The 12,693-nt window shown below is 41.9% G+C and carries 11 protein-coding genes and 1 pseudogene; 3 read left to right on the top strand and 9 right to left on the bottom strand.

Annotated elements, in window-relative coordinates; genetic code table 11:
- Positions 1-3: 3 nt before the first annotated feature.
- The 4 genes from OCV31_RS04555 to OCV31_RS04540 are packed head-to-tail and all read right to left on the bottom strand — an operon-like array spanning position 4 to position 3,777.
- Positions 4-1,008, bottom strand: coding sequence for an ABC transporter ATP-binding protein (locus OCV31_RS04555; protein WP_148473010.1), 1,005 nt, complete (start codon positions 1,006-1,008; stop codon positions 4-6).
- Position 1,009: 1 nt separating this feature from the next.
- Positions 1,010-1,789 (bottom strand): ABC transporter permease, encoded by a 780-nt coding sequence (locus OCV31_RS04550; RefSeq protein ID WP_148473008.1) that lies wholly within the window; start codon positions 1,787-1,789, stop codon positions 1,010-1,012.
- Positions 1,786-2,631, bottom strand: coding sequence for an ABC transporter permease (locus OCV31_RS04545; protein ID WP_148473006.1), 846 nt, complete (start codon positions 2,629-2,631; stop codon positions 1,786-1,788). Before OCV31_RS04545 ends, OCV31_RS04550 begins: the two co-directional genes overlap by 4 nt.
- A gap of 54 nt (positions 2,632-2,685) precedes the next feature.
- Entirely contained in the window at positions 2,686-3,777 is a 1,092-nt protein-coding gene (locus OCV31_RS04540) for an ABC transporter substrate-binding protein (protein ID WP_148473004.1), read from the bottom strand.
- 272 nt (positions 3,778-4,049) lie between these two features.
- Here OCV31_RS04540 and OCV31_RS04535 point away from each other — a divergent pair, with 272 nt between their 5' ends.
- From OCV31_RS04535 to OCV31_RS04525, 3 genes are all read left to right on the top strand, one after another.
- Entirely contained in the window at positions 4,050-4,589 is a 540-nt protein-coding gene (locus OCV31_RS04535; protein ID WP_148473002.1) for an EamA family transporter, read from the top strand.
- A gap of 8 nt (positions 4,590-4,597) precedes the next feature.
- Positions 4,598-5,872, top strand: a complete 1,275-nt coding sequence (locus OCV31_RS04530; RefSeq protein WP_148473000.1) for an ISL3 family transposase — start codon at positions 4,598-4,600, stop codon at positions 5,870-5,872.
- A 77-nt stretch (positions 5,873-5,949) separates the two neighbouring features.
- Entirely contained in the window at positions 5,950-6,324 is a 375-nt protein-coding gene (locus tag OCV31_RS04525) for a DMT family transporter (RefSeq protein ID WP_267303811.1), read from the top strand.
- Positions 6,325-6,454: 130 nt separating this feature from the next.
- On the opposite strand, the pseudogene OCV31_RS04520 reads toward OCV31_RS04525, so the two are convergent.
- The 5 genes and pseudogenes from OCV31_RS04520 to OCV31_RS04500 all read right to left on the bottom strand — a co-directional run bounded on the left by OCV31_RS04520 (position 6,455) and on the right by OCV31_RS04500 (position 12,687).
- Positions 6,455-7,689 (bottom strand): annotated as a pseudogene (locus OCV31_RS04520) (tyrosine-type recombinase/integrase).
- A 77-nt stretch (positions 7,690-7,766) separates the two neighbouring features.
- Positions 7,767-7,976 (bottom strand): excisionase, encoded by a 210-nt coding sequence (locus tag OCV31_RS04515; RefSeq protein ID WP_006700838.1) that lies wholly within the window; start codon positions 7,974-7,976, stop codon positions 7,767-7,769.
- A gap of 435 nt (positions 7,977-8,411) precedes the next feature.
- The gene (locus OCV31_RS04510; RefSeq protein WP_009345230.1) at positions 8,412-8,822 is read right to left on the bottom strand and encodes a sigma factor-like helix-turn-helix DNA-binding protein; all 411 of its coding nucleotides are present in this window, start codon (positions 8,820-8,822) and stop codon (positions 8,412-8,414) included.
- Positions 8,823-9,220: 398 nt separating this feature from the next.
- Positions 9,221-10,945, bottom strand: coding sequence for an ABC transporter ATP-binding protein (locus OCV31_RS04505; RefSeq protein ID WP_094208730.1), 1,725 nt, complete (start codon positions 10,943-10,945; stop codon positions 9,221-9,223).
- Positions 10,945-12,687: an ABC transporter ATP-binding protein gene (locus tag OCV31_RS04500; RefSeq protein ID WP_019132793.1), complete on the bottom strand. Its 1,743-nt coding sequence runs from the start codon at positions 12,685-12,687 to the stop codon at positions 10,945-10,947. The genes OCV31_RS04505 and OCV31_RS04500 overlap by 1 nt, the downstream gene beginning before the upstream one ends.
- Between the last annotated feature and the right edge of the window lie 6 nt (positions 12,688-12,693).

Here is a 12,693-nt window from a genome sequence, read left to right as displayed (position 1 = left end):
GGCCTACACCATCCCGATGATTTCCGATTTCGGCATATACACTGTCACCTTGTCGCCGACGCGCCGCATATTGGCGCTTCGGTTCAGCTGATCCAGCTTCAGCATCTTTTTCCCGTCCAATTCGATGTACAGGCGATAGATGGAGCCGCGCATGGAGGTGCGAATGACCTTGCCTTCGTAAACGTAGGCGTCGTCGATGGCTTCCAAGGAGAGCACTTCCGGGCGAATGGCCACGTAGCTGTAATCCGCGTGATCGTCGGCGCCCATGGCGGCCGCTTCTTCTTTCGTAAAGAGATTGTAGTCGCCGATAAAGCGGGTGGCGAATTCCGATTGGGGATGGCGGTAGATGTAGGTGGGCGAGCCTTCCTGCACGATGTGGCCCTGATTCATGACGAAAATGTAATCGCTCATGCTCATGGCCTCTTCCTGATCGTGGGTGACGAGGATCACCGTAATGCCAAGTTCCGCCTGAAGGGATTTAATGAGCCCCCGTAGCTGCACGCGGATCTGCGCGTCCAAGGCGCTTAAGGGCTCGTCCAAGAGAAGGACGTCAGGCTTGGTGACCAAACTCCGCGCCAGAGCCACCCGCTGTTGCTGCCCGCCGGAGAGATTGGTCGGATAGGCTTCTTCTTTTCCCGCGAGGCCCACCAGGTCGATCATCTTTTTCGCTTCCGTGTCTCGAGTCTTTTTGTCCACGCCTTTCATATCCAGGCCGAATTTTACATTGTCCAGCACGTTCATGTTGGGAAAGAGGGCGTAGTGTTGAAAGACCATGCCCAGGCCGCGGTCTTTCGGGGCCAGACCGTCGACGCGCCTGCCGTCGATAATGATTTCGCCTTCGTCGATGGTATTTAGTCCGGCAATGGCCCTGAGCAATGTGGATTTTCCGCAGCCGGAGGGGCCCAGGAGGGTGGCCAATTGGCCGCGGGCAATTTTTAGGTTCAATCCGTGAAGCACTTCCGTGTTACCGAAGGATTTTCTTAAATTGTTGATTTCGATAAAGCTCATATTACGCCTCGTATCCTTTCTGTTTTCTCGTAAGGCCTATGGCGCCAAAGGTAATGACGCTGATGACGATAAAGTAGAGAATGACAATGGCCGAGGCCATGTGCCCGTTGACGGAGAGGGATTTTCTTAAAAAGATTTGCACCGTTTCAAATTTCGATCCCACCACCAAGTTAATGATGACGAATTCGCCGAAGAGGGTGGAAAAACTGAAGAGACATGCGGAAAATACGCCGGGCATAATCGTCGGCAGGATGACTTTTCTGAAGGTCGTCCAGGGGCTCGCCCCGAGGATTTCCGCCGACTCCATCAGGGTCTGTGCGCCGATGGCCCTGAGGCTGTTTAGGGTGCCCTGGCGAATCATAGGATAGATGAAAAGAATGTAGGATCCCACCACCACGGTGAGCATGGGGATGCCCAAAGCGGCGTAGGTGTTCATTAAAGCGAATGCCAGAATGACACCGGGAAAGGCGTAGCATGCGATGACCATGCCCTCCGCCACCTTCTCGAGGCGCGGGTAGTAGACGTAAATGGCAAAGATGCTCGGCACGATGATCGCGGCGCCCAGGCTGACAGCGATAAGCGACAGAATGCAAGTGCGTCCCAAGGCGCGGAGGAAGGTTTTGTTCGTAAGAAGCTTCCCGAACCAGGCGAGGGTGGCGCCTCTGGGGAGCATGGTGGAAGACCAGTCCGTGGAGGTGGCGTAAAGCAATGTGGCCAGCAAGGGCACGAAGAGGTACAGAAGCATGAGGACGATGGCGGCGTTTTTAGCAAATTTTTTCATCCTTTACTCACTTTCTCGGCCCGCTTGGCCAGTTTGTCGCCCAGAATCATATTGACGAGAAGAATCATCGCCAGCAATACGGAGAGGGCCGCGCCGATTTCCGGCCGGGCGAAAATATCCCCGGTCACCGTGTTGGCGATGCGTATGGAGAGGAGGTTCACTCCGGTGCCCGTCAAGGCCTCGGCGGAAGCGTAGGCGCCCATGGCGTTGGCAAACATCATGGCGAAGACGCCGACGATGGAGGGCATGAGCACGGGCAGGCCGATGCGCCGCCAGTATTGAAAGCTGCTCGCCCCTAAAAGCTCCGCCGATTCCCTCCATCCCTTGTCCAGAGCGTCGTAAATGGGCAGAAGGAGGATAATGCCCATGGGCAGTTGAAAGTAGAGGTACACGATGCAAAGGCCCCAGGGAGAATAGAGATTGTAATTCGCCAACCAGTCGATGCCGGCGCGGCGGCCGAAGATAAGGAGCACGCCGGAGGAGCCCAGGAGAATAATGTAGGCGAAGGCCAGGGGAATGCCGGCGAAGTTTGAGGTCATGTTCGCGATGACCACAAAGGTTTCTCTGAGCTTTTTCGACCGGCTCACGATGGCGTAGGTAGTCACCGTGGTAAAGACAATGGCCACGACGCTTGAAAAGAGGGAAATCCCCACGGAATTTTTAATGGCCGCGGTGTACATGGACTCGGTGAGGATCTCTCGATAATTGGCCAAAGTCCATCCCCCGCCTCCCGTGGGCTTGAAGCTCATGAGGACCATATTCGCCGAGGGATAGATCAATACGGCTACGGCGATAAGAGCAAAGAGAATCATGGCCAGGTGAAAGGGCAGCCGTCGTTTCATAAATATCTCCTTTCGAAATAAAAAGGGGCCCGAAGGCCCGAAGTTGTGCTGTATCTACTTCATATAAGCCATGACGTTTTCTTGCCACAGCTGAGCCAGTTGCTTGGTGCTCTCTTCCCAGGCCTTGCTGTCTTTGACCTTGTAAATGTCCTTGTAGGCCGAGGGAGGTAGGAGTTTTTTCTTGGCTTCGTCGGAAATCTTGGCATTTTCGCGAATGGGCCGCGCGTAGCCCTTAGCCAGATTGTCCTGTCCTTCGTCGGAGAGGATAAATTCCCGAGCCAAAGCGGCAGCGTAGGGATTGGCGGCGTAGCGATTGATGATGGTGGTGTAGCCGGTCATAACCGTCACCGGCGGCACGGTAATCACGAAGCGATCCCGATCCACGGCATCGGCGTAGTTCAAGGCGTTAAAGTCCCACAACATGCCCACTTGCACTTCCCCGGTTTCCAAATTGGCCAAGGACGCGTCGGTGGTCTTCAGGCGGCCTTGTTCGGCGAGTTTCTTGAAAAAATCCAATCCGGGCTTGAGGTTTTTTTCGTCCCCGCCATAGGTGACTGCGGCATTTAAGAGGGCGAATTGACTTTGATTGGCCGTTTCCATATCGCCGATGGTCAAGACAAAATTGCCGTTTAAAATATCGTCGAAGGTCTTCGGCGCTTCGACCCCTTCAGGCAGATTTTGTTTGTCCGTAATGAAACACATTTGTCCCGTGTAGGCCAAGAGCCAGTCGCCGTCGTCGTCCTTCGCCCACTCGGGAATGTCGTCCCAGTAAGAGGTCTTGTACTTTAAGGACAGGCCTTGTTCTTCGGCCACGGGACCGAAAGCGATGCCCACATCCCCGATGTCCGCCGAAGCATTGGTTTTTTCCGCGGCAAACTTCGCAAGCTCTTCCGCCGAGGACATGTCCGTATCCGTGTGGCTGATGCTGTAGGTCTTTTCAATATCTTCCCAGGTTTCTTTCCAGTTGGCCCAGGCATCGGGCATGCCCACAGAGTGGACTTGGCTCTCTTCCTTCGCCTTCTTTTCCAACTCTTCCACTGTAATCTTGCTTAAATCCAAAGCGTCCGTGGCCGTGGATTCATTTGCGCAGCCCACGAGCAGCAGCATGCCCAAAGCCACAACCAACCATTTCATTCGTCGAATCATTGCATCCTCCTTGTGCATTTGTAAATTTTTCATCCCTCACAGCATAAACCATGTAAATTATAGGAAAAGCAAATCCTTATTAAATCCTCGTTAGCCCTTGTAAAGTTTCCGTTTTCTCCCATAAAAAAACCGACTTTCCCTTTCCTTCCCGGAAATCGGCCTTTCACCTTGACTTTCCTCGAAGGCGGCCCCCATAATAGACATAGTATTAGGTGATTTTCGACGGGCTTCGTCCGAAGATTGTGAACCGACGCACGGAGAAAGGAGTTGTCATGCTCAAGGGTATCCTTTTAATTTTCTTATGCACGTTTATGTGGGCACTCAACGGCAATGTGGGCGCGTACATATTTCAATACAAAGCCTTCACCCCCGACGTCCTCGTGGCCATTCGGCTGACGACCGTAGGCGTCATACTCTTTGTCCACGACCTGTACCGCAGCGGCCGTTACGCCTTTCGCGTGGTGCGCAAGCGGGAAAATATCCCCGCCTTTCTTCTCTACTCCATCGGCGGGATTTTATGCATGCAATACGGCTACTTCACCGCCATCTCCTATTCCAATGCGCCGACGACGACCTTAATTCAATACACGGGGATGTTTTTCGTCATCTTCGTCGTGGCCATCAAAGAGAGGACCTGGCCCAAGCCCATCGTCTATCCCATCCTGGCACTGTGCAGCCTCGGGCTCTTTCTCATGGTCACCGGCGGCGATCCCACGAGCCTCAAGGTGAGCAGCAAAGCGCTTTTCTGGGGACTGGTCTCCGCCGTGGGCTTTACGAATTTTAATGGCTCTATAATATCCATTGGGGAGTAAGCTCCTCAATGGATATTTTTGTGCAAAAAGATAGCACTTGTTTTCCCTATCGCCTAAAATTAAATCACCACAAAATAATAAAGGGGGTCAAACAAGTGCAAAACAATATTACCACATTACTTTTAGGAATCCAAGATGTTGAGGTCACCGGTGTTTCAAAAGAAAGACGGCTCATTACCATTGACTGCAAACCCGTTCATGATCGGGTTTGTCCTCACTGTGGCTCGACCCACGCCTGGGTCCACGATCACCGGGAGCAAGTCCTTCGGGACGCACCGATGCGGCGCAAGCACGTGTTTCTTCGCGTCAAGAAGACACGCTATGATTGCAAGGATTGCGGGGCGCGCTTTGAGGCACCTCTTTCCTTTGCCGCCAAGGGCAAGCAGATGACAAAGCGTTTAATTGCTTATGTGGTGGACGCCTTCCGGGATATCCGATCCGTGTCAGAGCTAGCTAAGGAGGTGGGGATCTCAACGACGAGCATTTTCCGCATCGTCGCTTGTCTGTTTGTGCCCCGTCAACGGCTGCCTCGCGTCTTTTGCATCGACGAGTTTAAGGGCGATAGCGGCGGAAGCAAGTACCAAACCACCTTGGCCGATGGGGAGGCCCATCGGATCATCGACATTCTTCCGACGCGCTACGGCAAGGATTTAGCCGCTTATTTCTCTTCCATTGATCGAGCGGAACGACGCGGCGTCGAGATCTTTGTCAGCGATATGTGCGGCACCTTTAAAGGCGTGAAAGAGGCTTTCTTTCCACAAAGTACCCATGTCATTGACCGCTACCATTTCATCCGCCAAGTCCATTGGGCCTTGGAAAATGTGCGGAAGCGGGAACAGAAACGGATGACGGCGACGGAAAGAAAATGGTTTAAACGAAGCCGCAGCCTCCTAAAAAAGCCGGCGAAAGACCTGACCGAAGCGGAGAAAAGCCTTGTCGCCACCATGCTTGAAAAGAGTGATGCCATTCGAACCGCCTACGTCCTAAAAGAAGGCTTTTACACCTACGTCCTTTCTCAGAAAGACAAAGAAACAGCGAGTGTGGCTCTTTCAAAGTGGATGGAAGAGGCAAAGAAAGGCGGGCTAAAGGAGTGGCGCTACTGCTTGCGCGCCTACAAAAACTGGTTCGATGAGATTACCAACAGCTTTGATTACCCGTGGAGTAACGGCTACGTGGAAGGAACGCACAACAAGATCAAGACGGTGAAGCGCGTGGCCTTTGGGATGCAAAACTTTCATCATTTCCGAACAAAACTGCTTTTTGTCTGTTCGAAAGATCGGTGATGAATGGCATTTGGGAAAACAAAAAGGAGCCTAGTTTTCACTAGACTCCCCAATGGTTGACATAGAACCATTTTAATCTGGCGCCCACCGGCCTATCCAAAACCTATCGCTCCATGGAAATCATGGGGCCCTCCATGCTCTTGGGCGGCCTGCTCCTCATCCTTCTGACTCGACCGGATTTCACCGCGCCCACTTGGGATGCGACCTCCATCCTTTGCGTGCTCTACACCATTATCGGCGGCACCATGATCCCCTTCTGGGCATTTCTGGAAGGGGCCCGCTACACCGGCGCGCAGAAATCCAGCATCTTCTCCCTGTCCGAGGCCGTGTTTTCCACCATCGTCGCCATGGTGCTCTACCATCTGAAATTTCAAGCCACCGACCTCGTCGGTATGCTCATGATTTTCGGCTCCGTGCTTCTGCTCTCTGTCGGAAAATCCCCTCTACCTTAGATAATTGTCTAAATCTCTATAAAAGTCTATTTTTTGGTACTTCTCCATTTACGACGATTTGCTAACCCTCTATAAGTGCCCATAGATTTCTACCAAATTGTCGTAAATTTGTCGTAAGCTGTCGTAAATTCTAAAATATAAATTTTATCGCTTTTTCAAATTCCCCCATCTGTTCTATCTTAAAATCTTCTGTTGCATCTACATATATATCCATTGTTATACTAATATCAGAATGACCTAGAATAGACTGCATTGCTTTTGTATTTATATTTTGTTCATTAAGCCTTGTAGTAAAGGTGTGTCTGAAAATGTGATTGCTTAATGTGGAACTAATAGAATATCATTAGAGTTCGATTTATTTTTATCCATTATACTTAAATTGCAATCTCTAACAATTCTTCTTAAAGCTTTATTAAGTGTTCCATTATTGTAAACCTTTCCGAATCTATTTAAAAATACAAAGTCTTTAAATCCATCGATTGAATCACAACATTCGATTCCAAAAGTCTTTTGTAACACTCTTTCCATAAGAAAAGCATCTTTTACTTTTTGAACCATAGGAATACTTCGCTTACCTGATGCTGTCTTCGGTGTATTAATAGCATATCTATTGTTTAATCCTTTACCTTTACTATAATATACCAAAGTCCTATTTACACTTATAAGACCATTATCAAAATCTAGATCGTCCCATTGCAATCCTGTAACTTCTCCAACTCTCATACCTGTCCAAAGCATAACAATGAATATTGGATACCATTTTTTATATTCATCACTATTAGATAAATATTCTTCAAATAGTACCTGTTCTTCTATTGTCATGGCTTTTTTCTTCGGAGATTCATTTCGATAAGCTACTTTCAGTTCCTTTAAAGCATTGTCAGACGGATTAAACCTTATATATTCGTCATCCACTGCTAATTCTAAAACCTGATGTAAGACAGTATGAACACAATCTATGGTAGAAACCATCAATCCCTGATCTTCCTTTAATCTGTTATAAAAACTTCTAACATCAGATCTTTTAATATCAGATAGTTTAATGCGACCAAAAGTCGGTTCTACAAATTGTTGATACATATAGATGTAATTTTTAAAGGTATTATCCTTTAAACCTCTTTTTACCTTTGTCCATAGCTTAAAAGTATCATTTACAGACAAGCTACTTCCTTCGTTGTTGATTCCATCTATAGTATTGCGTAAAATATCTAATTCTTTTTCTCTTAATTCTTTTAGAGTTTTCGCATAGATAGATTTTCTACGACCTATTTTGTCTTGCCACTTAAATTCATAAGTGCCATTTGACCTTTGATATTCACCGTCTTTTAAAACAACCCCTTTACTATCTTTGCGTCTTTTTACCATAAAAATTCTCCTTTTTTGATAAAAGACACGCTATAATTATTATACCGCATTAAGCGTGTTTTATATATAGTTTTAGATTAAATAGAGAACTGTCTATTTAAATATTCTTCCATTAACTTTTTCTTAATAAGACGCTTACTACCATTAAATAATACAAAATCGCAATCATCTTCATCCGTTAATTGTCTAACTTTATCTTGACCAATATTAAAATATTCAGATGCTTCTTTTAATGTTAGAAATGCTTTCTCAGAAACACGAACACCTTTTATATTTTCGTTAATCATAAATCCTCCAAATAATATATTTAAAATATTTATTTTAATATTTTTAAAGTTTTTTGACATTGACAAGTGCCTTGGATTAGCAACATAGGAATCTCACCTCCGCCTCTGTTCAGGATGAGCCGGCTTCAACCTTAGAAGTATCATTATCCTCATTTTCTTCTAAGCGGATAGGGTATCCATCCCTATATTCAAACTCTTACTTATCGCTCCCTTTCTTCTTCCCTTGCTTTTAGCTTAGCAGTACTTGTTTTGCCGAATTATTCAGCAGAAAGATCTTGGCGAATAGGTTATCACGCTCCAAAAATGATTAATGTCTTGTCTTGGTCTATTTAATTGTTATGGTTCAAGTATTGTTTAAATTTCTTTTAACATAGAAAGAGGACAAAACTCCCCTCACTTTATAAAGGAAAATTTGCCCTCTTTGGTAACCAGAAACTATATTTCTTCTATAAATTTCTTTAGTTTTTCTAAAATCTTATCTCGCCTTTTTATTAAAGCAGGATGTGATATATTTTGAGTCTTTGCTACTGCACGAAGTGTTTCATCATTGAAATATAATCTTTCGATTATTTCCCGTTCCTCCTCATTTAACTTTGACATAGCATTTCTTAGTGCTTCAATCATTATTTGTGTAGCTACAACTTTTTCAACATCAACATTTTTATCTTCTAGATTATTTTCAAAATTCCCATCGTGATTTAGAGATGAAAAAAAGAGCAAGTGGTTTTTCTTATCCACCTGCTCCAAATACTTTTCGTGTTCTTTTTCTCGCCAGTAGACTTTATATATCTGCTCGCTGACTTTAACCCTTTGTCCGTTGACATAAAGGTAATACTCTTTTGCCATAAAGTTTCCTCCATTTCTTTTTTGTCTATTTGTTATTCAGACAAAAAAGGAGGACTCCTGCATCTTGGCATAAGAAGTCCTCTGAAATGAAAGAAATCCGTTCTTTCTTTTACTATATTTAATTGTTTAGACGAGAATATATAAAGACAGACAACTACAAGAATTATAGAAAAAAGGAGTATTTTTATTCCATTTCAATTCTACAAGGTAACTTATACACTTGTTCATCTCCTTTTCCCTCCGTTCATTATAGATAAATATAAGCATCATAAGTACTCCATAAATAAGTGGATAAAGACCAATAACTATCATTGTTATTACTGCTGGAATAGATAACTGAAAGAATAAATCTATCGGTCTTTTGCTATTAATTGTTCTTTCATATTTAACTATTTCTCCTAATACGAATACATTTCAGTCAAATCAGATTTTTCAATCATATTTCTATATAACTGTGATTCATTATAAATTTCATCATGTGTACCATTTGACACAACTTTGCCCTCATCAAGCAAAATTATCTGGTTTACATTTTGAATAGATTTTAATCTATGTGAAATAATGACAACCGTTTTATTCTTTATAAGTTTATTTAATCCTTCTTGAATTTTTGCTTCATTTTCTACATCCAATGAAGCTGCAATTTCGTCAAGAAGAATAATTGGTGCATCTTTCAAAATGGCTCTTGCAATTGAAATTCTCTGTCTTTCACCTCCTGATAATTTTGCCCCATTTTCTCCCACAATTGTTTGTATGCCCTCAGGAAGCCTGTCTATAATTTCTTGACAACCGGCAATTCGAGCTACTTCTCTCACTTCATCGTCCGTTGCATTCGTATTTCCTATGCGTATATTTTCCATAATAGAAGTGTTAAACAGCACAACATCTTGAAATACGACTGAAATTTTTTTAAATAAGCACTCAGTATCTACTGTTTTAATATCATGACCCCCAATTAAAATCCGACCGCTATCATAATCGTAAAGTCTTGACATCAATTTTAATAATGTTGATTTTCCACAACCTGATGGTCCAATAAGTGCAGTAATTTGGTTCTGTTTTGCTGTAAAAGTAACATTATTGATAACTTTCTTATTTTTCCCTGAATATGAGAAATCCACATTTTGAAAACTAATATCATAATTATCAAAATCTACATTATTTCCAATTTGGGCTTTAGTATTTCTTAACTCTTTAATTCTATTAATTCTTGCATCAAGATAAAAAATTTCTCCAAGATACATATAAATACCTTCTAAACCTTCAGAGATTTTAGTTGCTGCAATAATATATCCAACTAAATATAACAAAGGCACCTCATTACTTATAAACATATGGAGTCCAACAACGCTTGTAATACCTATAGATAACTTTGTGATCCATCCAGCCAAGCTTACTGGGAAAGCTTGAACAATTTCTGCTCTCATTTGAATTTTTTCGGATTCGTCAAGCTTTTTAGAAATGTTTTCTATCGTATTTTCCTTTAATCCATAACTTTTTATTTCTTGACTCATTTCAATAGATGATTGAAATTCTTCTGAAATCTCTCTTAATTTTTCGTAATGATTTCCTCTCACCTTTATTTGGCTTTTTTTTGATAAATATAAAATACCTGCTGAAATAATCAGTGGAAGTAACACACAAATTCCAAGTTTAAAATCTCCTATTAACATCATCACGCCTATCACAATGAAAAAGTAAACATAGCCAATTGTATGACCTATTGCGTGAGCTAAAGCATGTTCAATTGCCGCAACATCTGCCATAACTGTCTGTGAAAGATCAGAGATATCATGTTTTGAAAAATAATCTAATGGCAATTTTTTTAGTATATCCGCTATTTCGATTCTTAAATTGGCAGATTCTTTATAAGTTTCGTTATATGTGGTTTTATAATTCATATTTGTTGCCACATAAACAAGTATTATGATTATCCCAATTCCTAAAACATAAGTTTCAAGTCCATGCCCTTTATTTTCTAAAATAGATTGCACAAAAAACATCATTAAAATCATTGGAAGCATATAAATAGCATAATATGCAAATGAAGACCATACGGATTTTTCCAGACCTTTTGCTCCGGCTTCAGTTAATTGAAATTTCTTTTGTAAATATTTTCTCATTACATTACCCTCCAATCATTTGCTTTTTCATACAAGTTTTGAAGTTCTCTATATCTTCCATTTAAATTCATTAGATTTGTATCATTACCTCGCTCAATAACTTTGCCATTTTCAATGAACAATATCTCATCAACATTTCTAATTGAAGATAATCTGTGAGCAATCATAATGGTTGTTTTCCCTTTCATTAAATTTGAAAAAGCTTGTTGAAGTTCATACTCGTTTTCGGGATCTGCGGCAGCTGAAGCTTCATCGAGTATAATAATCTTAGATTTTTTCAAAATAGCTCTTGCAATGGCAACCCTTTGTACTTCACCACCTGATAAATGCACTCCCTTTGAGCCTATAATGGTATTCTCCTTTTCAGGAAATTTTGCCAAAATACTTTCGCACTTTGCCAAATGCAGAGCATTCATAATTTCTTCTCTTGTCGCATTTTGGTCACCCATTTTTACATTTTCATAAATAGAGGCTTTAAATAATTTTGAGTTTTGAAATACAAATGAAATATTTTGAAGTAATGTTTCCTCGCTATATTCTCGTATATCATAACCACCAATTTTTATACTGCCACTATTTAAAGAATAAAAACCTGATATCAATTTCGCTATCGTTGACTTCCCTGACCCAGATGGTCCAACTAAAGCAAAAGTTTTTCCCTCATCTAACTTAAAGCTCAAATTTTCTATAATATATTTTTCATCATATTTAAAGAAAACCCTATCAAACTCAATATCATAATGTTTAAATTCTTTTCTTTCACCATGTTCTAATTTTTCATTCTTCATTCCATCTATCAAATTCTCTAAACGATCTATTACCTGTCCGGCATTAAAGTTATTTTGTGAAGCAAACATAACTTTCATAAATGATGAAAATATAACCCCAGAAAAACAAGTAAAGAAGATTACTTTTGCAAGAATCATCCCAGCTTGTTCTCCTTTTGTTATAAAATACATACTGCAAGGAATACATATCAAATAATAGGTATTAAATAACGTTTGAAATGACACATACGGCTTTCTGCAACTTAAGGAATATTCATAAGTGTTTTTTGAGTATTGGAGAATTGCATCCAATAAACTTTTATAGGAACGAACGGTTATCCCAAAAATCTTCAATACTTGCATTCCTCTAACATATTCAATTATCTCTGAACTCATTTTCTCCAGAGAATTAGAATATGCCATCATAAATTCTTCTCCACCATACATTGATTTGTATTGAAAAATACCTACTACAATTGTTATAGCCAACAAAATACCAAGTCTATAATCAACAGCAAAGGTCATAATAAACATTAAAATTGGCAACATTCCTGCAACAACATTATCAGGAATCAAATGTGCCACTGTAGAATGTGTTTCTCCAGCATTATCGTCAATAATCTTTCTTACTTTCCCTGACGGATTCGTATCAAAGAAAGCAAAAGAAGCATTGATTAGATTTTTTAACCCAGTTTTTCTGATATTTGTTTCTAATCTAAAACCAAGCATATGTGATACCATCAATGCCACAAAGTAAATAACTCCATACGATACCATATAGATTACAATCAATTTACTATCTTTTATAGCCGCACTATAATCTTTGGTAACTAATAATTCGCAAAACAAATCCCACAAATACCAGTAAGAAGCCATTAAACATATTGTGGAAATAGCAGCTAATAGCATTGAACCATATGCGAATGTTTTTCTTTCAGGAACATACTTAAATAATTTTTTGTATAATTTAAACATTTTTCT

Origin of the sequence: Aedoeadaptatus acetigenes (genome assembly GCF_025566985.1) — a bacterium.
GTDB classification, from domain to species: Bacteria; Bacillota; Clostridia; order Tissierellales; family Peptoniphilaceae; genus Aedoeadaptatus; species Aedoeadaptatus acetigenes.
The sequence above is the reverse complement of the archived record's forward strand: the minus strand, read 5'-3'. Positions and strand labels throughout refer to the sequence as shown.